This window comes from Acinetobacter guillouiae CIP 63.46 (assembly GCF_000368145.1).
GTDB classification, from domain to species: Bacteria; Pseudomonadota; Gammaproteobacteria; order Pseudomonadales; family Moraxellaceae; genus Acinetobacter; species Acinetobacter guillouiae.
Genome location: NZ_KB849283.1, coordinates 1615392 through 1641827, shown reverse-complemented (window position 1 = coordinate 1641827; position 26436 = coordinate 1615392). Strand labels below are relative to the sequence as shown.

General features: G+C 40.0%; 20 protein-coding genes. 12 read left to right on the top strand and 8 right to left on the bottom strand.

The genetic code is table 11. The annotated features are described in order from the left end of the window. The first annotated feature begins 4 nt into the window (after positions 1–4). From pcaG to F981_RS12700, 5 genes are all read left to right on the top strand, one after another. Positions 5–634, top strand: a complete 630-nt coding sequence (gene pcaG, locus F981_RS12720) for a protocatechuate 3,4-dioxygenase subunit alpha (protein ID WP_004722138.1) — start codon at positions 5–7, stop codon at positions 632–634. A 261-nt stretch (positions 635–895) separates the two neighbouring features. After that, positions 896–1735, top strand: a complete 840-nt coding sequence (aroD, locus tag F981_RS12715) for a type I 3-dehydroquinate dehydratase (RefSeq protein WP_004722136.1) — start codon at positions 896–898, stop codon at positions 1733–1735. Between the two features lie 20 nt (positions 1736–1755). Beyond that, complete coding sequence (locus tag F981_RS12710; protein WP_004722133.1) at positions 1756–3216, top strand: NosD domain-containing protein; 1461 nt, start codon at positions 1756–1758, stop codon at positions 3214–3216. A 17-nt stretch (positions 3217–3233) separates the two neighbouring features. After that, positions 3234–4559 (top strand): carbohydrate porin, encoded by a 1326-nt coding sequence (locus F981_RS12705; protein WP_004722131.1) that lies wholly within the window; start codon positions 3234–3236, stop codon positions 4557–4559. A gap of 16 nt (positions 4560–4575) precedes the next feature. Continuing rightward, complete coding sequence (locus F981_RS12700) at positions 4576–6999, top strand: glucose/quinate/shikimate family membrane-bound PQQ-dependent dehydrogenase (protein ID WP_004722129.1); 2424 nt, start codon at positions 4576–4578, stop codon at positions 6997–6999. 325 nt (positions 7000–7324) lie between these two features. Here the strand turns inward: F981_RS12700 and cueR are convergent, their stop codons facing one another. The 6 genes from cueR to F981_RS12670 all read right to left on the bottom strand — a co-directional run bounded on the left by cueR (position 7325) and on the right by F981_RS12670 (position 14417). Further along, positions 7325–7789, bottom strand: a complete 465-nt coding sequence (gene cueR, locus F981_RS12695; protein ID WP_004722127.1) for a Cu(I)-responsive transcriptional regulator — start codon at positions 7787–7789, stop codon at positions 7325–7327. A 21-nt stretch (positions 7790–7810) separates the two neighbouring features. Continuing rightward, positions 7811–10294 (bottom strand): heavy metal translocating P-type ATPase, encoded by a 2484-nt coding sequence (locus F981_RS12690; RefSeq protein ID WP_004722126.1) that lies wholly within the window; start codon positions 10292–10294, stop codon positions 7811–7813. A gap of 402 nt (positions 10295–10696) precedes the next feature. Further along, positions 10697–11578, bottom strand: coding sequence for a copper resistance D family protein (locus F981_RS12685; protein ID WP_035372209.1), 882 nt, complete (start codon positions 11576–11578; stop codon positions 10697–10699). Between the two features lie 138 nt (positions 11579–11716). Then, positions 11717–12088, bottom strand: coding sequence for a copper resistance CopC family protein (locus F981_RS12680; protein WP_004722122.1), 372 nt, complete (start codon positions 12086–12088; stop codon positions 11717–11719). 264 nt (positions 12089–12352) lie between these two features. Continuing rightward, positions 12353–13744 carry a heavy metal sensor histidine kinase gene (locus F981_RS12675; RefSeq protein ID WP_004722121.1) on the bottom strand — a complete coding sequence of 464 codons (1392 nt, stop codon included), beginning with the start codon at positions 13742–13744 and terminating at the stop codon, positions 12353–12355. After that, entirely contained in the window at positions 13734–14417 is a 684-nt protein-coding gene (locus F981_RS12670; RefSeq protein ID WP_004722117.1) for a heavy metal response regulator transcription factor, read from the bottom strand. The genes F981_RS12675 and F981_RS12670 overlap by 11 nt, the downstream gene beginning before the upstream one ends. Before the next feature lie 149 nt (positions 14418–14566). Between F981_RS12670 and F981_RS12665 the strand changes: the two genes are divergently transcribed. Together F981_RS12665 and hfq are read left to right on the top strand one after the other, a co-directional pair. Beyond that, complete coding sequence (locus F981_RS12665) at positions 14567–14884, top strand: hypothetical protein (RefSeq protein ID WP_004722115.1); 318 nt, start codon at positions 14567–14569, stop codon at positions 14882–14884. A 160-nt stretch (positions 14885–15044) separates the two neighbouring features. Beyond that, on the top strand, positions 15045–15422 hold the full coding sequence (hfq, locus tag F981_RS12660) for an RNA chaperone Hfq (protein WP_004722114.1): 378 nt from the start codon (positions 15045–15047) through the stop codon (positions 15420–15422). A 246-nt stretch (positions 15423–15668) separates the two neighbouring features. On the opposite strand, the gene F981_RS12655 is transcribed toward hfq, so the two are convergent. Both F981_RS12655 and F981_RS12650 read right to left on the bottom strand, forming a co-directional pair. Continuing rightward, a complete protein-coding gene (locus F981_RS12655; RefSeq protein ID WP_004722112.1) occupies positions 15669–16913 on the bottom strand; it encodes a transposase in 1245 nt (414 codons plus the stop codon). A gap of 323 nt (positions 16914–17236) precedes the next feature. After that, positions 17237–18037, bottom strand: a complete 801-nt coding sequence (locus F981_RS12650) for an undecaprenyl-diphosphate phosphatase (RefSeq protein WP_004722111.1) — start codon at positions 18035–18037, stop codon at positions 17237–17239. A gap of 306 nt (positions 18038–18343) precedes the next feature. On the opposite strand from F981_RS12650, the gene kdpA reads away from it, so the two are divergent. From kdpA to F981_RS12625, 5 genes are all read left to right on the top strand, one after another. Continuing rightward, positions 18344–20068: a potassium-transporting ATPase subunit KdpA gene (kdpA, locus tag F981_RS12645; protein WP_004722108.1), complete on the top strand. Its 1725-nt coding sequence runs from the start codon at positions 18344–18346 to the stop codon at positions 20066–20068. 10 nt (positions 20069–20078) lie between these two features. Then, positions 20079–22109, top strand: coding sequence for a potassium-transporting ATPase subunit KdpB (kdpB, locus tag F981_RS12640; RefSeq protein WP_004722105.1), 2031 nt, complete (start codon positions 20079–20081; stop codon positions 22107–22109). 19 nt (positions 22110–22128) lie between these two features. Further along, complete coding sequence (gene kdpC / locus F981_RS12635; protein ID WP_004722104.1) at positions 22129–22734, top strand: potassium-transporting ATPase subunit KdpC; 606 nt, start codon at positions 22129–22131, stop codon at positions 22732–22734. Between the two features lie 249 nt (positions 22735–22983). Beyond that, complete coding sequence (locus tag F981_RS12630; protein ID WP_004722102.1) at positions 22984–25626, top strand: sensor histidine kinase; 2643 nt, start codon at positions 22984–22986, stop codon at positions 25624–25626. Positions 25627–25653: 27 nt separating this feature from the next. Next, positions 25654–26361, top strand: a complete 708-nt coding sequence (locus F981_RS12625) for a response regulator (protein WP_004722101.1) — start codon at positions 25654–25656, stop codon at positions 26359–26361. The last annotated feature ends 75 nt before the right edge of the window (positions 26362–26436 follow it).

Sequence of the window (26436 nt, the reverse complement as noted above, 5' to 3'; positions counted from 1 at the left end):
CACAATGAATGCATGGAATTTTCAGGAAATTAAGGAAACCCCATCACAAACAGGTGGTCCTTATGTACATATCGGTTTATTGCCACAACAAGCCAATATTGAAGTATTTGAACATAGCTTCGATAACCAATTGGTGAAGCAGCATACTCAAGGCCAACGCATCCGTATTGAAGGTCAAGTGTTTGATGGGCTGGGTTTGCCATTACGAGATGTCTTATTGGAAATCTGGCAAGCCGATGCCAATGGGGTTTATCCAAGTCAGGCCGATACCCAAGACAAAACAGCCGATGCTCATTTTCAGGGCTGGGGGCGTACGGGCGCAAATTTTGAAACAGGTTTTTGGAGTTTTGACACCATTAAACCGGGGGCTGTAGCAGGGCGTAAAGGCTCAACCCAAGCACCACATATTGCCGTCGCGCTATTTGCTCGTGGAATCAACATTGGTTTGCATACCCGTATTTATTTTGACGATGAAGTTGAAGCAAACGCCAATGATCCGGTACTCAACAGTATTGAGTGGGCAGTCCGCCGCCAAACCCTGATTGCAAAACGCAGTGAAGTAGACGGTGAAATCGTGTATCGCTTTGATATTCGCATTCAAGGTGAAGACGAAACCGTATTTTTTGATATCTAGGAATCGCCTAAATCTCTTTTTAAAGGGGGCTTGTCACGAACTTATTGAAGCCTTGAGATTTGTGACACGCCTCCTTTTTTAAAAGGTGGACATGATATGAAGTTATTGAAGTCTTGAGATTCGCGATACCCCTCCCTTTTAAAAAGGGTGAGGAACGATTGAAGTTCCGCAAGGGAGGGATTAGGAGGGATTTAGATAGACGGAAAGCACTTAAATGAAAACGCAATATACAAACGGATAATTTATTCAGGAAGATGAAAAATGAAACTACAAAAACTTGCAGCATTGATGCTTGCACTTAGCCCCATATTGCCCCTTCAAATGACACAGGCGCAACCAGTTTCACCAAGCCCAGTTGAACTTGCAGAACTGGCAAAACTCCCAGTAAAGACCATCGTCCCAATTACAGCAAAAACCAAAGAACAAGCCTTAGCACAAGCAAAAATCATTGCCAGCAATCCAGATGCAGATTTAGCCGAGTTCCGCATAGATCTGCTCAATTTTGCCAGTGACACTAAGCAAGTCATCGCTTTAGGACATGAGCTTAAACAGATTTTAGGGGCTAAACCCGTGATTGCCACCATTCGTACCCATAACGAAGGCGGGCAACTGACCATCAGTGATGCGGATTATGGCAAAACCTATCAAGCTTATTTACGCCAACCCTTTATGGACATGTTGGATGTTGAAATGTTCCGAGATCCGCAAGTGGTGAAAAGCACAGTTAAATTGGCACATGAGAAAAGAGTATTGATTGTGATGTCCAAACACGATTTTAAAAAGACCCCTGATGAAGCAGAAATCGTTCAACGCTTGCTTAAACAAGATCAGCTTGGCGCAGATATTCTTAAAATTGCAGTGATGCCACAAAGCAAACAAGATGTATTTACTTTGATGAATGCAACCTTAAAAGTCAGTCAGCAATCTAAAAAACCATTGCTCACCATGTCGATGGGCAAACTCGGGACCATTTCTCGAATTGCCACAGCCAATATGGGCGGCAGCTTTAGTTTTGGCATGATCGGTGAAGCTTCTGCGCCCGGTCAAATTGATGTGACCCAACTGAAACAGTTATTAAAAACCGTTCAACCTACACCATAAATTAAAAGGAATTTTTAGACATGAAAATGATTTCATTACGTTTAACAACGTTGGCACTTGGCTTAGCGGTTTCTGGTTTGGCAATGGCGGAAAGCTATGTGGTGGATCGCTATCAGGATGATAGTGAAAAAGGTTCACTACGTTGGGCGATTGAGCAAGTCAACAGCAAGCCGAGTGAAGCCAGTGAGATTTTGATTCAAGCGGTTGGACAAGCACCCTATGCCATTAAGGTCAACAGTCCACTGCCAGAAATTAAAGCACCCGTAAAAATCATTGGTACACAGTGGGCAAAAACAGGTGAGTTTATCGCGATTGATGGCTCAAATTATATTAAAGGCACAGGGGTTAAAGCTTGTCCGGGAGCTGTTGAAGGGCAGTTCGGAACCAATGTTCGTACCACAACTTTACCGGGGATTGTGTTACGTGACATCAACGGGGTCAGCATTCAAGGACTAGAGATTCGTCGTTTTTGTATTGGGATATTGATGAACCGTGCCAGCAATAACCTGATCCAAAATAACCGTATTATGTACAACTATGGCGGTGCAGGGGTGATGTTGACAGGGGATGATGGTAAAGGTAATCCGACTGCGACCACCACCAATAACAACAAAGTGCTGAATAACTATTTCCAAGACAATGGTGATGGACTTGAGCTAACCCGTGGTGCTGCATTTAACTTGGTTGCCAATAATCACTTTATTTCAACTGCTGCAAACCCAGAGCCATCACAAGGCATTGAAATTTTATGGGGCAATGACAATGCCGTGATTGGCAACAAGTTTGAAAACTATTCAGATGGTTTACAGATCAACTGGGGCAAACGCAATTATATTGCCTATAACGAACTCACCAATAACTCCAATGGCTTTAACCTTACAGGTGATGGCAATATTTTTGACAGCAATAAAGTCCATGGCAATCGAGTCGGTGTTGCGATTCGTTCAGAAAAAGATGCTAATGCGCGTATCACATTAACCAAAAATCAAATTTGGAATAATGGCAAAGACATCAAACGCTGTGAAGCGGGTGGAAGCTGTGTGCCCAATCAACGTTTAGGTGCGATCATTTTTGATATTCCGGGATTAGAACATGCACACTTTGTCGGTTCACGTGGTCATGGCGTAAAAATTGATCCAGCAAACTTACAAAAGACCTGCCAGCAACCCAATGAACAAGGCTGTAATCCACAACCAAATCAAAATATTCAAGCACCTAAATTGACCCTAGCAAAAGGTCAAATTGCGGTAGAAGTAAAAGGACAACCAAATCAACGTTATCAAGTTGAATTTTTTGGAAACTCACAAGCAAGCGCAAATGAAGCCGAGTTTTATTTAGGCTCAAGCACTGTTGCAACCAATGCCCAAGGCACAGCAAGCGTGACTTGGAAACCGACAATGAAAGTTGCATCTGTTACAGCAAATATCACAGATCGTCTAGGTGCAACATCTGAACTTAGCTCAGCGGTAAAACTTAAATAAAAGTAAGGATGCTTAATATGAGTTCAAATGGATTATCGATCAAACTGAGTTGTTTGGCAGTTGCAGTGTGTATGGCTCAGAGTAGTTTTGCTGAGCAAGCTTGGTCACAAGATCGTCAATGGTTATTGGGCGATTGGAATGGGCAACGCCAACAACTGGAAAAAGACGGCTATAAATTTACTGCGTCTATTATGAGCCAAGCTGCAACCAATTTAGACGGTGGTTATCACGACAACAACAGCTTTGAAAATGCAGCGCAATTGGCGTTGGGTGCAAACTTTGATTTAAATAAAATCGCGGGCTGGAAAGATACCACAGCCAATATCTTAATCACCAAGCGTGATGGTAATGCTTTAACTTTAGAAAGCATTAAAGACCCACGTTCCAGTGCTTTGGGCAATTCACAAGAAATCTATGGGCGAGGCAAAATCTGGCGCCTGACCCAAGCATGGGTCAAAAAAGGCTTTGCTGACAATACCGTTCAATTCAAGATTGGTCGTATGGGCATGTCGGATGACTTTAATGGTTCACAATGTGAATTCCAAAACTTATTACTTTGTGGCGGACAACTGGGTAAATCCATTGGTTCAATTTGGTACAACTTACCCGTAGGTTTATGGGGAACCAATGTGAAGTACCAATTTGCACCTGAGTGGACATTGGGTGTCGGTGTTTATGAAGTCAATCCTGACAACATTAAAACCGGCAAAAACGATGGTTTTAACTTGGATATGCGAAATGTTAAAGGCGCCACTATTCCAGTAGAACTGGCATGGCGTCCAAAACTAGCAGCATTTGATGGTTTAGCAGGCGAGTATAAAGTCGGCGCGCTGTACTCGACAGCAGAAGCCAATGATATTGCGATCGCAGGCAAAGTGCATGATAGCAAACATAGTTTTTGGCTCAATGCACAACAACAATTGAGCCAAAAAGGCCAAGATCCTAAACGTGGTTTGTTCATAAGCTTTAATGCTGTGGTCAATGATAAAGCCACCACGGCAGTACAAAGTACCCAACAACTTGCACTCTGGTACAAAGGACCTTTTGACAGTCGCCCAAATGATTCAATCGGATTTGGTATTGCAAATTATATGGTCAATGATCGTTATAAAGATCGCCAAATTGCAACGAACAACAGCCGTGGCTATGACCAGTACGATAGGTTTGCAACAGATTATGTGCCTGTGCAACGTGATGAGCTCAATGTTGAATTGAACTATACCTACCAATGGTCACCTGCGGTCATGCTACGACCCAACCTACAATATATCCATCAGCCTGCGGGTGTAAAAGAAGTGGATGATGCATGGGTTGCTGGTTTGAGTATGCGTGTGAATTTCTAATCTAGGAGTATGACCTATGACTGAGTCTACAAGGACACATACCGTATTAAAAATATGGTGTTTTATATTAGCTTTGGCTTTACTTGTGACAGGGCTATTCTTTACCGTTGGTGGTGCTAAGCTGGTAACACTTGGAGGATCATGGTATTTCGTGATTTCTGGTGTATTCACACTGGCATCAGCGATATTTATATTTAAGAAAAAAACGCTCGGTGTCTGGTTATTTAGTTTGGTTTTTGTGGGCACAATTATTTGGTCATTGCTAGATGCAGGTTGGGAATTTTGGCCTTTATTTTCAAGACTGATGTTTCCAGCAGGTTTATTTGCTGCATTGATGTTTACTTTACCCGCGATTCGTCGTTACCAGTTTCAACCGAGTGCGAGCTTGCCAGCTTTTGGCTTAGGTGCACTCACAGTTTTAGGCATGTTGATTGGGCTTTATCAAATGTTCCAACCACATCCAACGGTTGCAGCTTCAGGTCAGGAATTGCCATTGGTCCCTGTTCAAGCGGACCTGAAACAAAGTAACTGGCAGAATTATGGTCAGGATGCAGGCGGCAGTCGCTTTGCTGCACTTGATCAAATTACTCGTGATAATGTCCATCAACTCAAAGAAGCATGGCGTTTTCGTACAGGTGATTTCACCACGGGTTCAGGCAATGGTGCAGAAGATCAAATGACCCCTTTACAGGTGGGCAACAAGATTTTCTTATGTACACCACATAACAATATTTTTGCTTTAGAGGCTGACTCAGGTAAACAGCTTTGGAAAGCCGAAGTAAACTCTAAATCGGATGCATGGGAACGTTGTCGTGGTGTGGCTTACTTCGATTCAACCCAAGCACTAACCCAACCGACTTTGGCTGGTGCAACCCCTGTTCAAGCTGTCGCTAATAATACCGCTTGTCTACGCCGTGTTTATACCAACACGCCTGATGGACGTTTAATTGCGGTCAATGCTGATACTGGTGAGCGTTGTAAAGATTTTGGTGTTGATGGAACGGTTGATTTACTCAAAGGTTTGGGTGAAGGAACCACCGCGCCACGTTTTGAAGTGACCTCTGCACCGACCATTGCGGGCACAGTGATTGTGGTTGGTAGTCGTATTGCAGATAACCTTGCCGCAGATATGCCGGGTGGGGTGATTCGTGCTTATGATGTGATCACAGGTCAATTGCGTTGGGCATTTGATCCACGTAATCCTGATCCAAACTATGTGTTAAAAGAAGGTGAAACCTATAAACGCAGTTCAGCAAACTCTTGGGCAGCAATGTCGTATGACCCAAAAATGAACACAGTATTTTTACCAATGGGTAGCTCATCTGTAGATGTGTGGGGAGGCAACCGTCAACCCTTGGATCATAAATATAATTCATCTGTCTTGGCATTAGATGCAACAACAGGCGAAGAAAAATGGGTCTATCAAACTGTTCATAATGACCTATGGGATTTTGATTTACCGATGCAACCAAGCTTGGTTGATTTCCCAATGAAAGGTGGTAAGAATCAACCTGCTGTGGTGATTGGAACCAAATCGGGACAATTCTTTGTATTGGATCGCTTAACAGGCAAACCATTAACCCAAGTGATTGAACAACCAGTGAAAGCTGCGGATATTCCGGGTGAACAATATAGCCCAACTCAACCACGTTCTGTTGAAATGCCACAAATTGGTAATCAAACTTTGACTGAATCGGATATGTGGGGTGCAACACCGTTTGACCAGCTTATGTGTCGTATCGGCTTTAAATCTATGCGTTATGAAGGCTTATATACTGCACCGGGTAAAGATAAATCTTTAAGTTTCCCTGGCTCTTTGGGTGGCATGAACTGGGGCAGTATTGCCTTTGATCCAAGCCATCAATATATGTTTGTCAACGACATGCGTTTAGGTTTATGGATTCAGTTGATTGAACAAACACCTGAAGATTTGGCAATTCAGGCAAATGGTGGTGAAAAGGTCAATACAGGTATGGGTGCTGTACCGATGAAAGGTACACCCTATAAAGTCAATAAAGATCGCTTCTGGTCGAAGTTGAATATCCCATGTCAAAAACCGCCTTATGGCACCATGACTGCGATTGATATGAAAACACGTCAGATCGCTTGGCAAGTGCCGATGGGAACAGTGGAAGACACTGGACCTATGGGCATAAAAATGGGATTAAAAGCACCGATTGGTATGCCAACCATTGGTGGGCCAATGGCAACACAAGGTGGCTTAGTATTCTTTGCAGCAACGCAAGATTACTACTTACGAGCCTTGGATTCTTCCTCAGGTAAAGAGTTGTGGAAATCACGCTTACCTGTCGGTAGCCAAGGAACACCTATCAGCTATGTTTCACCTAAAACAGGTAAGCAATATGTGATGGTGACTGCGGGCGGTGCTCGACAATCTCCTGATCATGGTGACTATGTGATTGCCTATAGTCTGAAATAAGCTAGAACTGTTTAAAAAATGGAACTGCAATCGTTAATCGATTGCAGTTTTTTTATGGGTTTAAAATTTAAATAGAGGAGTATAAATTAAGTCGCTTTGCTTTTTACATCATTGAATCACACAGGGCGTAGCTACCGCATGGCGACATGGATGTTGACGTTGGGGCGAAGGAGTTAAGTGAAACTTAATTAATTTGAGTAATGGAAAGCCCCCTCCTTTGACAAAGGTGAGAAGTATTACTTCGCAAGGGGGAGGATTATTTTTGCAAGAAAGAATATTAAATAATCCTAAACCGATCAGCAGAGGATTTAAAATTTTTTAAATCCTATTTAGCTTTTTGCTGTGCAAGTGGTGAAACAGAGAGAGAATCATTTTGATGATAGCTTTCTTGAAGTTCAATATCTTGCTTTTGCAAACCCTCAAGAATTGGACAATTCGGCCGATGATCACCAGCACAACAATTGATTAAATTTTGCAAGGTATTGGTCATCTTCTGTAGTTCAGTAATACGGATTTCCAATTTTTCGATATGCGAGAGTGCGAGTTGCTTTACATCTGCACTGTGTCGATTTTTATTGTTCCACAAATCTAAAAGATCAGCGATCTCTGCAACTGAAAATCCAAGTGATCTTGAACTTCGAATAAACTTGAGCCGTTCAGCATCTTGGTCAGAATAGGAGCGATAGCCTGCATTACTTCGACCCACGGCTGGAATCAGACCAATCTGTTCATAATAACGAATCATTTTGGCAGATATTCCAACAGTTTGAGACAGTTTTCCAATATTCATGGTGATTCTCTCTACAAGCTTCTACTCGAAAGTAGAAGCGGGTTGAAAACGACGTAAACGTAAGGCATTGGCCAACACGAATACACTGGATAAAGCCATTGCACCTGCTGCAAATATTGGTGAAAGCAGGATGCCATAAGCAGGATAGAGTAGCCCAGCCGCAACTGGAATCAGCATGGTATTGTAAGCAAATGCCCAGAATAAATTCTGATGAATATTGCCGATGGTGGCTTTTGATAGTGCAATGGCATTGGCAACACCTTGCAAGTTACCTGACATTAATACAACATCTGCCGACTCTATCGCAACATCCGTACCTGTACCAATCGCAAGACCGACATCGGCTTCAGCCAAAGCGGGCGCATCATTGATCCCATCACCAACAAATGCAATATTGCCATATTTTGCTTTTAGGCTTTGTACCGCTTTGACTTTTCCTTCAGGTAGAACTTCCGCAATCACTTCGTCAATACCGAGCTGGCGAGCAATGGCTTGTGCTGTACGGGCGTTATCACCTGTCACCATCGCAACTTTAAGATCGAGTTGATGTAAGGCTTTAATGGCACTTGGCGTGGTTGATTTAATTGGATCTGCAACTGCAATTATCCCTGCCAACTTGCCATTAATTGCTACATAAAGCGGTGATTTACCTTCGTCACCTAAACGTTGCGCTGCACTTGTAAAAGGTGAAATATCAATATTAAGTTGCAGCATATAACGATCAGCACCAATATGAATGTCTCCATTTTCATCTATAGCTGCATAGACCCCCATACCGGTCACAGAATCAAATTGATTCACTTTGGGTAAGGTCAGATTTTCTTTGATTGCAGCATCTACGATGGCTTTAGCAATCGGATGCTCAGAACGTGATTCAACGGCTGCCACCATACTTAAGACATGATCACGTTGAAAAAATTCAGTGACTTCAAAATCTGTTAGTACAGGATGGCCTTCGGTTAATGTACCTGTTTTATCTACAGCAACAACTTTGGCATCTTTCAGTAGTTGTAATGCTTCGCCTTTACGGAACAGTACACCGAGTTCAGCACCACGACCTGTTCCGACCATAATTGAGGTTGGCGTTGCTAAACCCATCGCACAAGGGCAGGCAATAATCAGTACAGCAACAGCATTGACTAATGCGAATGTTAAAGCAGGGGAAGGGCCGAAAATCAACCAAATCAAGAACGTCAGTACAGCGGCAGCCATTACAGCTGGTACAAACCATAAGGTGATTTTATCAACTACAGCTTGAATCGGCATTTTCGAGCCTTGTGCCTGCTCAACCAAACGAATGATTTGTGCAAGCATGGTTTCGCCGCCTACAGCGACAGCTTTAAAGCTTAATGTGCCATTTTGATTGATAGTGCCACCGACCACTTCACTGTCTATTTTTTTCTCGACAGGGATCGGTTCACCGGTAATCATTGACTCATCTACAAAGCTTTTGCCTTCAATGACTTTTCCATCAACAGGAACACGTTCACCCGGTTTGACAATGATAAAGTCACCTACGACAACTTGATCGATTGGAATATCTACGATTTGATTATTACGAGAAACATGTGCCACTTTGGCTTGTAGACTGACTAAGCGCTGAATTGCCTCTGAGGTTCTTCCTTTGGCTTTTGCCTCAAGAAAACGACCGAGTAGAATTAAGGCAACGATAACCGCAGCTGCCTCATAGTAAACATTGACTGTTCCAGCAGGTAGGATGCTGGGTATAAATGTCGCGACGATGGAAAATAGATAAGCTGCCAAGGTACCTACAGCAACTAGCGAGTTCATATCTGGCGCTAAACGCAATAAAGCGGGTAAGCCGTGGATATAGAATCTTCGACCCGGAATCACCAAAACTAGTGTGGTCAGAATAAACTGTAAATACCAGCTATTTTGTATCCCGATGGTCTGAGCAATCAGGTGGTGCATGCCTGGAATAAGATGCGAACCCATTTCTAGAATAAAAACAGGTAACGCAAAAATAGTGGCAAGTATAAGGTCTCGTTTTAGTTCAGCGCGTTCTTGATCTTTTTTCTCTAGGTGTTCTGTTTGATCTGGGATAGCGGTTTGAATTTCTTTGGCATCATAACCCGCCTTATCAATCGCTGCGATTAAAGCCGCAACATTGGCAGTACCAGTGATTGTTGCACGTTCAGTTGCGAGATTTACATTTGCCTCTTTAACACCGGGAACGGCTTTTAGCGCTTTTTCAACACGACTGACACATGAGGCACAGGTCATTCCATCAATTGATAATTCAGTGGCTGCATCAGCAACTTCATATCCCGCATGTTCAACAGCTTTGATCAATGCCTCTCGGTCAATGGGAGTGTTAGATGTAATTTCTGCACGTTCAGTGGCTAAATTCACAGATGCTTGAGTTACACCATCGACTTTTTTAAGCGCTGTTTCTATTCGACTAACACAACTTGCACAGCTCATACCTTTGATTTGTAAACTGCTTTTCAAATCAGAAACACGATCATGTGATCTATTTTCCATAAGTCATACCTATAAGTCTTATTCCATGATCTAAATCCTAAACTTTGACATAATGGTAAGGTCAAGTAAAACAATTCAAGTTTTTATAACACCTTGTTGTCAATATAAATTTAGTTTATGAACAGCCCCTAAAATATATTTTCTTGAACGATGTTTTGCTGATACTCTTTGTTTTAATCATAGTTCATTATTGCTTATATAAGGCTTCTTTTATCAATAATTTTAAAGCATCAATCAACATAAAAGCGCCCTCATCCTAGCCTTCTCCCAGAGGGAGAAGGGACTTTCAATACCCAGATAATTTATTCAAAATGATCATTTTTTATCTGGGAAAGAACAATACATTGTTTTGTTTATAGCGCAAGATAATGCTCTCAATTCAATGATTCATATCCGTATTTTTTAATCAATCCCTACCACTGTGGTAATGTAACTGGTGGTGAGTAGAATCAATAAACCCAGATACATTTCAAATAAAATGGCACAACTTAAATATTGTGCAAATAAAGGTTCTTCAAGTCGTGGAGTAAGGAACCATTTATTGAAAGCAGCAAGTAATAAAATACTCCCCACAAATGCCAGTTTAAGAACAAAACCATGACCATAGGAGGTATAGATTAAGGTATTCAAATCTTTAAATAAAAATAATGCAATTGTGATACCACAGAGAATTAATATTCCGACAACATAAGCTGCAATTCGCCCAAATGCCTCCATGAGTTTTCTTAATGATCGGCCACTGATTTTATGGCTCATTTTCCATAACGGATAGAGTGAGCCCATCCATAACGACATGAAAAACACATGAATGCTGAGTAGAATTTGAGCAAAAAATGCTAAGTTGGTGACATGCCCGATTTGGGAATAGCTATAAAGAATAGGGATAAGCAATACCGCAAATAGTATTTTTTCAAAAGTGGCAATATGGGTGGTTTTTTTGCTCAACTTGATCGTTAAAAGCAGAAAAATTAAGGCAAAACTGATGATTCTGACAATGTGTATTTGCCCAGTGTCTGTATTTAAAAGGATATTGAGATAGGTTTGATCAAAAATGCCAGAAAGCCCCGCGTTGGCAAAGCTACCTACCAAAATAAAAAAGCCTAAAGTGCTTCCAACCAGACCTAATGTCGCACCTAAATGCATATACTTGAGTAGTGTCACTTTTATGCTGGTATAACGCCAAAGTAAAAAATAACAAAAAGCACCACCAATCATAAAAGCAGTACTGAGATATAAGGTAATTTTTGTTAGCCAAGTTGACCAGATCCAGAATTCGAACATTATTTTTTTCCTTTATTCGAGTCTGTTGACAATTTGTCTCAGTTTGCGACAACTCAGATCATTGATAAAATGCCAACACACCCGAACAACAGTTCAGTCGCTTGCTGAAATGTTGTTCGTCAATCTTCAATTTCTTTGGTTTTATTTAATTGTGAAGCTATATTCATTGTTCATGTTATGCCCATCTTTGCCCATTGTTGTCCAAACAACAAAATATTTGCCTTTTTTAAGTGCGGGAACAGGAACATTAAATATTTTTTTTAGATCATGATTCACTTTATAGTTAAGTGGAATATTGGTTCTTTGTGCATCCAGTACCTTAATATTCATTAACATGACTTCTCCACTAAAATTAAGCACTAAACTTTTAGGTGCAGTCGTAATGGATGCATTCATTGCTGGTGTACTGCTGGTTAAATCAACATGAGCCATAGCATTGGTCGCGCTAATGAGTATCACTACACCAAACAAGGCATTACGCAGTTTGGTCATGTTATTTTGTGAGAATTTCATTGAATGTTCCTTTTACTGTTGTGTTTAGACCTTGATTATTAAAGAGGGCGATATACATCAGAATGACTTTAAAATTACACTTTTGTTATTTAGTAAAACTAAACAATAGTGAATTTTAAAAGATTTTTAAGGCAAATTAAACACGTATTAGTCGAAAAGGTTTATTTATTATTAATAATTGAGCTATAGTTCAACTTTTTACAGCTGCATTTTCAACAGCTGCTTGACGATGTGATTTTATTTAAGATACTTTTGCTCTGTATATCATGTTGGAAGATATTCATTTTTAAAAATCACCGTGAAGATCACTAAACCATCTCGTGATTCTGCTTGGATGCTTGCACCATGTAAGGCCAATATAGACTTGGTGATCGCAAGTCCTAAACCTGTACCATCTTCAACACGTTGGCGAGAGGCATCTGTTCGATAGAAACGGTCAAACAGTCGAGATAATTGTTCAGGGGATAAGGTAGGGCCTTCATTTTCAACTGAAAAACTGGTGTGCTCTGCTGTTTGTTGACATTTAATTTGAATGACAGAGTTCGACTTGCCATATTTAATTGCATTGGAGATTAAATTACTCAGCGCACGGCGTAGCATCGCAATATTTGCATTGACTTTTCCAGTACCGACCAGATGAAATGTCATATGTTTTTCTGCTGCTAAAGCATCATAAAACTCAAACAAAGTGTTGAATTCTTCGTATAAATGAATGGTTTGTACGTTTTTAAGGTTAAGACCATTTTCTGCTTTGGCCAAAAACAACATATCTGAAACGATTCTTGCTAGATGTTCAAACTCTTCTAAGTTCGAAAATAAGACTTCTTTATAGGCATCTATATCTCGACTGCGGGATAAACACACTTGCGTTTGCGTCATTAAATTGTTGATCGGTGTGCGAATTTCATGTGCAAGATCCGATGAAAAGTCTGAAAGTTTTTCTAAAGCTGACTCTAAACGATCAAGCATTTCATTAAAGGCGATCGTCAATGATTTTAATTCTGTTGGAGTATGCTCAATTTCTAAACGCTCAGACAAATTTTGCGCTGAAATACCTTCTACAACTTCGGCTATTTTTTTGATCGGACGCAATCCTCGCCAAACAGCAAACCATCCTAAAAACATTAAACATAGTGCACCAATTAAACAAATATAAAATAGCTGATGTTTAAATTCATTTAAAAAGAGCATGTGTTCTGAAGTATCAATCGCAACAACAATTTGGGTAGATTGTGCTTCTTCATCTTCTTCAAAAATATTTTGATAGACCAGTCCACGATAACTTTTATCTTGTAATTTCCATTTAATCCATTGATTCAGATCTGGATTCGCAATGACTTGTGGCGCGATGGCTATTTGTGCGGAATTAAATACCATTTGATTCAGCGGACGTTCAACTTGCACAATCAAATTATCATGTCCAATCAGTGAATCTTTTAATGCCACATTAAGCTCAGGCGTATTGGTTGGATTTTGTTGTAAGAGATTTTGTATCAGCTGAATTTTTCCCTCAAGTAATACCCGATCTTCATCTTCAAAGTGCTGCGAAACCCCTAGCTGTATCACAAAGCCCATGAGGATTAAAATCGTTACTGTGGAGAGGGAAAAAAGAATCGCGATTCGAAAACTGATCGCATTGAACAGCTTACGCCTCATCTTCTACCTCTAGCACATACCCCATTCCTCGAATATTCTGAATCAGTTTAGGCGTAAAGTTACTGTCAATTTTATTTCTTAAGCGTTTAATCGCAACTTCGACAACATTGGTGTCACTGTCAAAGTTCATATCCCAGACTTGAGAGGCAATCAGTGCTCTAGGCAAAATTTCTCCACGTCTCCGCATAAATAGTTCCATCAATGCAAACTCTTTTGCAGTCAGGTCGATACGTTGTCCTTCACGCGTTACACGTCGTTTTCTGATATCAAGTTCAAGATTGGCAATACTAATTAAGTTACTGTCTTCTCTTTGCTGTCCTCGACGCAGTAAACTTTTTATTCTTGCGAGAAGTTCAGCAAAAGCGAAAGGCTTTACCAGATAATCATCTGCACCCAACTCTAAGCCTTTTACGCGGTCTTCAATTTGATCTCGCGCTGTTAAGAATAAAATAGGCATGGTTTTTCCGTTCTTACGAACGGCTTCTATGATATGCCAGCCATCTACCCCCGGTAACATGACGTCTAATATGATCACATCATAATCTTCAGAAAGTGCGTATTGTTTACCTGTGAGTCCATCTGTAACCCAGTCAGTAATATAACCTGCTTCAGATAAACCTTGTTTAAGGTAGTCACCCGTTTTTTGCTCATCTTCGACTAATAATATTCTCATGTTCGATTCCTAGAATACTCTTTAAAATATAATAGCGTGATAAAACTTAAGAAAGATATAGATTACATAAATGTCACTTTCAAGTCATCTGAATGTTCAATAGCGCGCTTTATTGTACGAGTAAGAATCTCAAGCTTGGAGAGGTACAAATGCGAGTGATTTTACGTCGAAGTTTAATAAAAGTGTTCTGTATGGGTACACTAATGATTGCAACTCAATCTTGGGCAGATGCTTCTAAAACACCAAATGAAACTGATCCTCAAGCAGCAGTAAAAATGCAATGTTCTCTAAAGCCTTGTAATGCACAGAATGAAGCCCAAAAGCCCAATAATGATCATGCAGAACAACAGCATGTACATTCATCAGATATGGCGCAAAACGCACAATCGAGTGGGGTTGATATGGCACATGTGATGATGAAGATGGATCATTCAAAAATGCTGATGCCTGCTACACCGAGTAAGTAATCTATATAAATATTCACGTTGAAATTCAAAGCTTAGGGGATAGATGGTAGCGTTGATTCATCTATTTTGGAAGAAAAGTAAAATTCGCAGGATGCGTCTAATTATAAATTTTATTTAAAAACGATATTTTTTAAGTATTTAAAAGTTTTGGGAGCGTAATATGTCTAAAATTCAAACTTTACAAGATCCACTGTTAAATTCTCTCCGAAAAAAACATATTCCAGTTTTTATTTTTCTGACCAATGGGATTAAATTACAGGGGCATATTGAATCTTTTGATTCATACGTTGTGTTATTGAGAAACAGTGTAGGGCAAATGCAAATTATCTATAAACATTCAATTTCTACGGTTCTGCCTACACGCCATCCACGTTCAAATATCAAAGCCTCTCTTGCAAAATTTGATCATCAACACAGTTACAATACCTTTGAAAATGATCGTGAATATTCATTTAATAGCCAAAATGACTTTGGTTATGAAAATGGTTTTAATGATGATAAACACTTTGAAGATATTTCTGAAGATGAAAATACCTAAAAATTAGTTCATCAGAGGCTTGATGAAATATTTAAAGAATTTAATGGTTTTAGCTGATTCTTAATTTGACCTACGTTATTGTTTATCTAAATTGATAATTTGCCTATACAGATAGTCTAAGGGTTCTAGTCTGGTTTTTCAGCCTTTTAATATTTACTATTAAAGATCTTTCATAAATCAAAAAATGATCATGTGGAGTGAATCATATCGGTATTGAAAGTTCCTTCTCCCTCTGGGCATTGGTATCTACACATCTTTTTGTAGAGACTCTAATGCAATTTCAGCAATCAGCTTAAGGTCATCAACCGAATGTTCAGATAATAATTGTAGTGTATTCAGTAATATTGACAGTCCAGCCAAAATTGCAGGAGCACTTTCCCTTGTTCCTCTTTTTTGTTGCCTTCCTGATAAACGTGTTAGAAAGACTCTAACTCTTGAATTTTTCTCATCATTTTCTCGCTGTATTCGCCAAGTTAATACACATGCCATACTTGCAATTAAGAGTCGTCTTAATATCGCTTGCGGAGTTGTTTGTAGCCATGACTCAATGTCATGGCCCGCCTGTTTTAACAACTTAAAATAGTTTTCTATTTTCCAACGCCAGTAATACCAAGTTGCCAATTCTATACTTGGTATTTCTGATGATACATTACTTAATAAGCTCCAACGAGAAAGTGATTTTCCTTGCTTATTTTTAACTTCAACTACAATCAGTCGAACGGTTAATGACTTTCCCTTTTGTGGTGGAATTCTTTTTCCCGTTTCGTCTTTTTGCATTGGTCTTGCATTACGCGTAATACTGATTTGAGTTTCACCAATATAAAGTTGTTCGCAATTCCCTTTATATTGAATTGTATGGGTTTGTGTAGTTGGTATTTGGTCTGATACGTCTCTTAACTTAACATCTTCTCCTTGATATTCAACACGATTTCCTTCTTTACCTCGAATAAGAAATAAATGTTCTTGTTGATTCAATAACCTAAGATGAGCAATTGAATCTCCTTCACGATCAATAATATGTACGAGTTTCTTTTCTATTGGTAAAGACTCAATATGTTCGATTTGTTCACATAGTGCGTTTAAATGGGTTTCTTTTATTTTATGCCCATCAGTAAATGTTGAATAACGTCCAGTAGCATCACATAAAGTTTGATCTAATGGTGCAATGGGTAAACCGGTTTCAGCATCAATTAATAAACTGCTTTGTAATTCATAGCCTTTGTCACTTGCATGTGTTCTTTTGAATCTACTTAACTTGTTGTTATGTTTTAAATATTGTAGTTGAGACCAATCATGAGCAACTAAGGCATAGTGGTGATTCGATAGAGCGATTTGTTCAAGCTCAAGTTTTTGAATAGGCTGATTGAGTTGCTGAAATGAAACGTTTTCGTTATTTAAGAAACGCCAGACTGCTTGGGTGGTAGCAAAGCTAGTCTTTTGGGTAGAGGCAATATCTTTAAGCGCTGGGGCTAATGAAGCAAGTGGATTCATATTAAGTTTTACAAGACGTCCGTAGCGTTTAACTAATCGGTTATCTAAGTGTGGAATGTTAAATTGGAGAGCATGCTCTCCAATTTAACTTAAATAGATTTAATTGTGTAGATACCTATGCCCGTTGGGAGAAGGCTAGGATGAGGGCGCTTTTATGTTGATTTATGCTTTTAAAAGTGATTTATAAAAGAAGTCTGTTAAATAACCATCACAGCTAAATATAAACATTTAAGAGATAAAAAAAGACCCACAAGATAAGTGGGTCAGTACGATAAAAATAACAAAGAGCAAACTTAAAATTTATCTGCCATCAATTCACATGATTATAAAAACACAAACAATAAAATAATACCCAATACCACACGGTACCAAGCAAACACTCTCAATGTATGTTTTTCAACAAATTTGACCAAAGCTTTTACCACCAAAAGCGCAGCAATAAATGCAGCAACAAACCCCACTGAAATATTAATCAGGTTATCTGAGGTTAAAACATCTGCATTTCGAATTAAATCATAGGTTGCAGCACCTAACATGGTTGGCATTGCAAGGAAAAAAGAAAATTCGGTTGCCGCTTTACGTGATAAACCAGACAACATCCCACCAATAATGGTGGCGCCTGAACGTGATGTTCCCGGAATCATGGCAAGACATTGGGCAAATCCAACCAGAATTGCTTGTTTTAAGGTAATGTCTGTGGCTTCAATGGTTTTAGGTTCAAACTTTCTGGCTTCTACAGCAAAAATAATAAAGCCCCCGATAATTAAAGCAAAAGACACAACCAAAGGACTAAACAGCACTTGTTTAATAAAATCTACTGCTAAGACCCCAATCACCACCGCAGGAATAAATGCAACTAAAACATTAATCGCAAAACGTCTGGCTGCAACATCGCCTGAGAAAAAGCCGCGAATTAATTCGATGATTTTTTGTCGATACAGCCAACATACGGCCAAGATAGCACCCAATTGGATCACCACTTCAAATACACGTCCCGAATCTGAGTGAAAATCAATGAGATGACCAAATAAGATCAGATGTCCTGTGCTTGAAATCGGTAAAAACTCAGTTAAACCTTCGATTAACCCCAAAAACAATGCTTTAAGCAGTTCAAAATTTTCCATAAATAAAATAAACAAGCGTTCTAAAATTTGAACCTTTGTAATGTATTTAACGCTGTTTATAAATCAAAAAAGACAAAATTTTACGAAATTTTTACGCGGCTGATCTGACTGTAAATAGAGAGTTTACGGAGTATTTTCGGATACTGAGTTGTGGAATATCCCAGCGTTTAGGATGAAAAAGATGAGTGCTAAATATATAGCGCATCAACAAGTACAGCATCCAAAATTATGCGTACTTCAAAAACATATAAATCATTGCAATATCGACATTTTTAATTTGAGCCAATCAAGTTGGGGGGGAATGTCATGTTAGAGTTTATCTTAGTCTTGGTGATTGTGGTGCTTTTGGCTTTTCCTTTAGGGAAATATCTTGCCTGTATTATGCAAAACCGAGAGATGAAAATTGATCCAATTTTTAACTGGATTGAAAAACCGATTTATCGTGTTTTGGGTACACATCCTGATCAAGGGATGAATGCAAAAACCTATTCACTCAGCTTTGTCGCGAGTTGTATCGTCATCGGATTGGTAACTTGGCTGTTGTTTATGTGCCAAGCAAGTTTGCCACTCAATCCAAACAATGCACCGAATATGTCATGGGATTTAGCATTACACACCATGATTTCATTTCTGACCAATACCAACCAACAACACTATTCAGGTCAAGCGCAACTGTCATATTTATCACAGATGGTTGGTATTGTTGGATTGCAAATCATTACGCCAATGATGGGATTGGCAATGGTGGTCGCAACCGTCCGTGCCTTATTTTATCCGCAATCCAATGCTTTGTCTGAAGCAGATCAAAACCTAAGCTTTCAAAATAAAGTTGAAAAAATCAATGTCGGTAATTATTGGGCCGATGTGATTCGTCCAACCTTTCGGTTTTTAATTCCGTTATGCATGATTTGGTCATTATTACTCAATAGCCAAGGTGTGCCATCAACCTTTCAAGGTGGCCCAGAAGTTCAAGTGATTGACCAATCGACTGAATTAAAAACTCAAAAAATTCCACTGGGTCCTATTGCACCCATGGTTGCGATTAAGCAGTTGGGTAGTAATGGTGGGGGTTGGTATGGACCTAACAGTAGTGTGCCATTGGAAAATCCAACGCCATTTTCAAATTTCTTAGAAATGATCGCGATTCTACTTATCCCTGTCGCAGTGATTTTTATGTTGGGTTTTTTAACCAAACGCGCAAAATTTGCTGGCTTTGTTTTTGGCTCAATGTTGCTGATGTCGGTTGTTTCAGCTACAGCGGCGATTTGGTCTGAAAGCCTATCATCTTCCGCGATGCAAATTTATGCCATGGAAGGAAAGGAAGTGCGTTTTGGTGAAGCATCTTCCGCATTGTGGGCCGCCATAACCACACAGGTCAACAATGGTTCCGTCAATATGATGCATGACTCTGCATCACCATTAACAGGTTTAGTGGCGCTGGCGAATATGCTGATTAATGCGATTTGGGGCGGGATCGGCTGTGGCTTACAGCAATTTATGATCTATTTGTTTTTGGCTGTATTTATTGCAGGTTTGATGACAGGTCGTACACCTGAATTATTTGGCCGCAAAATTGAAGCAGGGGAAATCAAATTACTTGCTGTGGTGATTCTGATTCAGCCCATTACGATTCTCGGTTTAAGTTCAATCGCTTTGTTTTTCCCTGAACTTACAGGCAATAGCAATCCGCAATATCATGCCATTTCACAAGTGTTGTATGAGTATGTTTCGGCCTTTGCCAATAATGGTTCTGGTTTTGAAGGTTTAGCGGACAATACCGTGTGGTGGAACGTGAGCTGTGTCATCGCTTTACTGCTTGGACGTTTTCCAACATTGATTATTCCTTTAATGATTGCTGCTCGTTTAGCTGCAAAGCGTCAAGCCCCTGAAAGCAGTGGTAGTTTAAAAGTGGAAACGCCAACCTTTGCTTTTACTCTGATTGCTATTGTGGTGATGTTGACCTTATTACAATTTATGCCAGTCCTTGTTTTAGGACCGATCGCTGATCAGCTGTTATTGGTACAAGGCTAGGGTGAATAACATGAATCATTCAAAACAATCTACTCAAAATAAATCATCAACTTTATTCCAAGGTGAAGCTTGGAAAAATGCCTTGATTAAATTGTTGCCACAACATGCAATTAAAAATCCAGTGATGGCGATTGTATGGCTAGGCACGATCATAACACTGGTTAGTACTTTAACGGGTCAAGCAGATACCGTATTTGGTTTAGCGGTGACGTTGATTTTATTTATCACCGTATTATTTGCCAATTATGCCGAAGCCATTGCCGAAGCCAAAGGTCGAGGTCAAGCCTCTTCCTTAAGACAAGCACGTCAAAATTTAACCGCACGTCGACTCAGTTCTAAGGATGATCTAGAGGGTGTGCAAGTCGCTGCAACCTTATTAAAAATGAATGATCTGATTGAAGTCCGTGCTGGGGAACTGGTTCCTGCGGATGGTGAAATTGTTCATGGTTTTGCGACCATTAATGAAGCTGCGGTAACAGGTGAGTCAGCGCCAGTTTTACGTGAGGCAGGTACCGATAAGTCGGGTGTGATTGGGGGAACTAAAGTTTTAACCGATCGTATCGTGGTGCAAGTGACGGCTGAAGCGGGTAATAGCTTTCTTGACCGAATGATTGCTTTGGTTGAGGGTTCCAATCGTCAAAAAACACCAAATGAAATCGCTCTGGGTATTTTACTGACTGTGATGACTGTGACCTTTATCGCAGTGGTGCTGAGTTTACCTTTTATAGGGCATTTCTTAAAAATTGAAATTAACCCGATTCTCTTGGTGGCTTTATTGGTGTGTTTAATTCCAACCACCATTGGTGGCTTGTTGCCTGCAATCGGTATTGCTGGGATGAATCGGGCGTTAAAAGCCAATGTGATTGCCAAATCAGGTAAAGCTGTCGAAGTGGCGGGTGATGTGGATGTATTGTTACTCGATAAAACAGGAACCATCACCTATGGTGACCGTCAGGCAACAGCATTTTTCCCACTGACTGGGGTGACTGAGTCAGAACTGCGTCAAGCTGCGATATTGACCTCACTTGCTGACCCAACACCAGAGGGTAAATCCATTGTGGTTTTGGCAAAAGAGCAAGGGGAGCATATTGTTGAACCTGAACAGGTAGAGTTTATTGCCTTTAATGCCGCAACTCGGATCTCTGGTATAAATTTATCAAATGGACAGCAAATCCGTAAAGGGGCAGTAGATGCGATCCTTAAATTTGCTTCACAGAATATTGAACATCATAGTGAGCTTAAAACGCGGGTAGAACAGGTTGCTTCAAAAGGCGCGACGCCGTTAGTGGTGGCAAAAGATCAAAATATTCTGGGGGTGATTGAACTTTCAGATGTAATCAAACAAGGCATCAAGGAAAAATTTGCTCGTTTGCGTGAAATGGGCATTAAAACAGTCATGGTCACAGGGGATAACCCTTTAACAGCTGCTGCTATTGCAGCTGAAGCAGGTGTCGATGATTACATCGCGGAAGCGAAACCTGAAGATAAGTTAAATTGTATTCGTCATGAACAGAATAAAGGTCATTTGGTTGCCATGGTTGGCGATGGTACCAATGATGCACCTGCTTTGGCACAAGCGGATATTGGTTTGGCGATGAACTTAGGGACACAGGCTGCAAAAGAAGCGGGCAATATGGTGGACTTGGATTCAGATCCAACCAAATTATTGTCGGTTGTTGAGATTGGTAAACAGCAGTTGATTACGCGTGGTGCATTGACCACCTTTTCATTGGCCAATGACGTTTCCAAATACTTTGCAATTTTACCGGCTTTATTTGTCGCAGCCATTCCTCAAATGCAAACCTTAAATGTGATGCGCTTGGGAAGTTCAGAAAGTGCAATTCTCTCTGCACTGATTTTCAATGCCATCATTATTCCATTATTGATTCCAATTGCTTTACGTGGAGTGAAGTTTAAGCCTTCAACATCAACTCAATTATTACGTCGAAATATGCTGATCTACGGTGTAGGTGGTGTGTTGTTGCCATTTATTGCGATCAAGCTGATTGATCTGATGATCAGTCCCTTATTGGCACTTTAGAGTTTTGAGGATGATAAAAATGAATACTGAAAATAATCGATTGCTTGAGTCATCATTCGCTGGATTAACACGAGCATCGTTTGGATTAACCATTGTTGCGTTGGGTTTATGTGGTTTTGTCTACAGTGCTGCGGCAACAGGGCTGGGACAAGTTCTTTTTGATCAACAAGCCAATGGCAGTTTGATTGTTGAAAATGACCGCGTTGTCGGTTCTAAACTGGTTGCACAGCCTTTTGTGCAAGCGCAATATTTCCACCCACGACCTTCTGCTGCCAATTATGATCCAATGGCCATGGCAGGAAGTAATATGGCACGAACCAATCCTGATTTACACAAAGCAGTAGAGGAACGTTTAAGTAAAATTGAGATACAGGATCACGTTGAAAAAAATGCTATTCCTGCGGATTTGGTCACGGCTTCAGGCAGCGGAATTGATCCTGAAATCACTGTTCAATCTGCAATGATTCAAGTAAAACGGATTGCCAAAGCAAGACATTTGCCAGAACAGGATGTGCTAAGGTTGCTGCAAGAAAATAGTATACAACCGACATTTGGAATTTTAGGGCAAGCCAGAGTCAATGTACTTGAATTAAATTTGGCTTTGGATCAAATTGGAACTCAATAAATGGGTTGCAATCATCAACGCGAAATGAATCAGTGTTGATGTAATTGATTCTCTATGATTGTTGAAAAGCGGGCATTATTGGGATTTTATTTTCGTATAAATTTACAATATTCTCTCTTTTGCTTTAGATCGTAGATATTTCATTTTGAATCAAACGACTGTGTTTCTTTGTTGGCCTGTGTTTTTTGCTGTATTGAAGGGTCGCAAAGAAACAGCACAGTGATGTAATTTTTAAACAAGCAGACGGCGATGAGCGATTATAGAAATAATAAAGCAGATGTTTTACTGCAACACACTCAGCGTTATCAGTCTGGGCGCCTCACTATATTTTTAGGTGCTGCACCCGGTGTGGGGAAGACTTTTGCAATGTTAGTGCGTGCGCACGAACTGGCTTTGCAAGGGATCGATATTGTGATTGGCTATGTTGAAACCCATGGTCGCATTGAAACTGAAAACCTCATCTCAGGTTTGGTGATCATTCCAAGAAAGACGATTGAGTATCAAGGGCATTCTCTTGAAGAAATGGACCTTGATGCTGTGCTGGCAAGCAAACCCAGTATTGTTTTAGTAGATGAATTTGCGCATAGCAATATGCCAAATAGTCGTCATGAAAAACGTTGGCAAGATATTAATGAATTACTGGATGCGGGTATTGATGTATTTACCACAATGAATATTCAGCATCTCGAAAGTTTAAATGATGTGGTCTATCAAATTACGGGTATTCGGGTGACTGAAACCGTACCTGATCGGGTCTTTGAACGGATCCGTGATATTCGATTAATTGATTTACCAGTTAATGAATTACTTGAGCGTTTAAATCAGGGCAAAGTCTATGTACCTGAGCAAGCTGAACAAGCTTTGCAAAGATTCTTCAACAGTTCAAATCTGACCGCATTGCGTGAATTGGCAATGCAGACGGTTGCTAGTCATGTCGATACCGATGTTCGAGAAAATTTTGCTATACAAGGGCTTGTGCCAATTCCTCTAAAAAATCATATTTTAATTATGATTGAGGGCAATGGGCAGGCAGAGGCTTTGGTTCGGGCAGGTTGTCGTATTGCAGAAAATCGTCAGGCAAATTGGACGGTGGTGGTCTTTTCTAAAGATTCAAAAATAAGCGAAAAACAAGACAATTTATCCAGTCGAGAAATTGAACGTGCTTTAAACCTCACCCGTCAATTGGGTGGGATGACTGAAATCCTATATGGTCAGCAACATGCAAAAACGCTGTTTGATTATGTGATGGATCGAGGGATTTCAACTTTGGTATTGGCACAATCACATCGTAAAGCCTTTACATTCGGTGTTGTAAATTTTGTTGATCAATTACTTAAATACCAGCCAAGTTTTGAATTGAGTATCGTCCCAATTCTTGCAGAACATCGTCAGCAATCATTTTTTCAAGATACGCATTCATTTCTAAGTTTAAGAGAAATGTTTTATGTGTTATCCACCACTATGATCAGTATTGTGATTGCCAGTTTAGGTGAAAAGTATTTAGGGATTGAAGAGCTTTCGGTGATTTTTATCACCGCTGTGGTTTTTGTGGCATCTAAAACACGAATGCTGGCCGCTGTGCTTTCAGCGCTGTTGTTCTTTTTTGCTTATAACTTTTTCTTTATTTCACCCAAATTTACCTTACAAATTTCTGCACATCAGGGTGTTATTACCGTGGTTGCTTTCCTTGGCGCTGCACTGATTTCAAGCCGTTTGGCATCGAGACTGAGAGAACAGGTAACGGCTTTAAAGACTGCAAATAGTTATAACAGCATTATGCAGGATTTAGGTCAAAAGCTGTCTACCGCGATCGATTTAAAGCAAGTGCAGGAGATTGCAGAAAACAGTTTAAGTAAAAATTTAAATGCCGAAATCTGGTTTTATTTCCCAGAATCATCAATATCATCACTTGAGGTCATTAACAATAAAGAAAAAATTTCAGCAGATTGGACATTTAAGAACCATCAACCATCGGGACGGTTTACCCAAACATTAACTGAAAATGATTGGTGGTTTTTACCATTATTGGCTTCCAAACAGTGTTTTGGTGTGGTCGGGGTTAAGTTTCTTAAAAATGTATCGGTTTTAAATACTGAACAGAAGCAACTGACTGAAACCATGGTTGAATATATTGCTCAAGCAATTTCTCGAACCCAACTCACTAAAGCATTGGAAATCGCCAATGTCAGTTCAGAAACCGAGAGATTACGTTCGGCCTTGTTATCCTCCGTCTCTCATGATTTACGTTCACCTTTAGCCTCTATGATTGGTGCAGCTGATACTTTGAGTAATTATCGGCATTCGATGGATGAACAAGATCAAGACAGCTTATTGGAAGCCATTCATTTGGAAGGCGAACGACTGGATCGTTATATTCAGAATTTATTGGATATGACACGGCTAGGGCATGAAGGTTTAAGTCTTAAACGAGATTGGATTGGTGTCGATGAGTTGATTGGTTCAGCGGTACGCCGTTTAAAACGCTATATGCCGCATAGTCTTGTTGAGGTTGATTTACCAGAGCAAACATTGAGCCTATTTGTTCATGCTGCTTTGATCGAACAAGCGATTTTTAATGTATTGGAAAATGCAGCCAAGTTTTCCCCAGAGAATAAAGCGGTAACGATTAAAGTCTTACAACTCAATGAAAACGAAATTGAAATTTCGATTAGCGATCAAGGTTTGGGTATCCCAGAAGATGAACGAGAGCGAATTTTTGATATGTTCTATACTATGGAACGTGGCGATCGCGGACAGTATGGTACGGGGTTGGGCTTAACCATTGTTAAAGCCATTATTGGTGCACATATGGGTAAAATTTCGGCATCTTCAGCCAAGAATAATCAAGGCACATGCATTCGTATGCAATTGCCGATTCAGCAGATTGGATAAGTGCACATATTGATTTTAGGAAATAGCATGCCAGAACACAATGTATCGACAAGTTCCATGACCAATGTATTGATTATTGATGATGAAACTCAAATTCGTAAGTTTCTCGATATTGCACTTAGAGCACAGGGCTATAAAACGCTACTGGCTGAAAATGGTCAAAAGGGCTTAGAGCTTTTGGCTTTGCAAGGCGCTGATTTAATTATTTTAGATTTAGGACTGCCTGATTTAGATGGTTTAGAAGTTTTATCTGAGTTGAGAGCTTGGTCGCATGTCCCTGTGATTGTTTTGTCTGTACGTTCCAATGAAGAGGAAAAGGTCAAATTACTGGATGCTGGCGCCAATGATTATGTGACGAAACCTTTTAGTGTTCAGGAGCTTATGGCGCGGATCCGCGTATTACTCAGACAATTTCAAAACGTTGCTGTGGAATCCGCTTTTTTTGATGATGGTTTTTTAAAAATTGATTTTGCCCAAAGACAGGTATTTCTTAACCAACAACTGATTTCACTGACACGTAAGGAATATCAATTGCTGACTTTATTGGCGCAACATAAGGGGCAGTTGATTACTCAACCACAAATTCTCAGTGATTTATGGGGACCAACTCATCAGGAAGATACTCACTACCTAAGAATTCTGGTGGCCAAATTGCGTGGAAAACTGAATGATAATGCGGTACAACCCAAATATATTGTGACTGAACCTGGTGTGGGCTTACGCTTTGTAGGCTAAGCATGGCTGATCTTCTTTGAGATCATTGGTTTTTTGATGGTTTTACAGTAGATGGTTAAAATTAAAATAAACGAT

Coding starts and splice junctions, on each gene's coding strand:
- pcaG (WP_004722138.1), top strand. CDS start 5: ATGAATGCATGGAATTTTCAGGAAATTAAGGAAACCCCATCACAAACA.
- aroD (WP_004722136.1), top strand. CDS start 896: ATGAAACTACAAAAACTTGCAGCATTGATGCTTGCACTTAGCCCCATA.
- F981_RS12710 (WP_004722133.1), top strand. CDS start 1,756: ATGAAAATGATTTCATTACGTTTAACAACGTTGGCACTTGGCTTAGCG.
- F981_RS12705 (WP_004722131.1), top strand. CDS start 3,234: ATGAGTTCAAATGGATTATCGATCAAACTGAGTTGTTTGGCAGTTGCA.
- F981_RS12700 (WP_004722129.1), top strand. CDS start 4,576: ATGACTGAGTCTACAAGGACACATACCGTATTAAAAATATGGTGTTTT.
- cueR (WP_004722127.1), bottom strand. CDS start 7,789: ATGAATATTGGAAAACTGTCTCAAACTGTTGGAATATCTGCCAAAATG.
- F981_RS12690 (WP_004722126.1), bottom strand. CDS start 10,294: ATGGAAAATAGATCACATGATCGTGTTTCTGATTTGAAAAGCAGTTTA.
- F981_RS12680 (WP_004722122.1), bottom strand. CDS start 12,088: ATGAAATTCTCACAAAATAACATGACCAAACTGCGTAATGCCTTGTTT.
- F981_RS12675 (WP_004722121.1), bottom strand. CDS start 13,744: ATGAGGCGTAAGCTGTTCAATGCGATCAGTTTTCGAATCGCGATTCTT.
- F981_RS12670 (WP_004722117.1), bottom strand. CDS start 14,417: ATGAGAATATTATTAGTCGAAGATGAGCAAAAAACGGGTGACTACCTT.
- F981_RS12665 (WP_004722115.1), top strand. CDS start 14,567: ATGCGAGTGATTTTACGTCGAAGTTTAATAAAAGTGTTCTGTATGGGT.
- hfq (WP_004722114.1), top strand. CDS start 15,045: ATGTCTAAAATTCAAACTTTACAAGATCCACTGTTAAATTCTCTCCGA.
- F981_RS12655 (WP_004722112.1), bottom strand. CDS start 16,913: ATGAATCCACTTGCTTCATTAGCCCCAGCGCTTAAAGATATTGCCTCT.
- F981_RS12650 (WP_004722111.1), bottom strand. CDS start 18,037: ATGGAAAATTTTGAACTGCTTAAAGCATTGTTTTTGGGGTTAATCGAA.
- kdpA (WP_004722108.1), top strand. CDS start 18,344: ATGTTAGAGTTTATCTTAGTCTTGGTGATTGTGGTGCTTTTGGCTTTT.
- kdpB (WP_004722105.1), top strand. CDS start 20,079: ATGAATCATTCAAAACAATCTACTCAAAATAAATCATCAACTTTATTC.
- kdpC (WP_004722104.1), top strand. CDS start 22,129: ATGAATACTGAAAATAATCGATTGCTTGAGTCATCATTCGCTGGATTA.
- F981_RS12630 (WP_004722102.1), top strand. CDS start 22,984: ATGAGCGATTATAGAAATAATAAAGCAGATGTTTTACTGCAACACACT.
- F981_RS12625 (WP_004722101.1), top strand. CDS start 25,654: ATGCCAGAACACAATGTATCGACAAGTTCCATGACCAATGTATTGATT.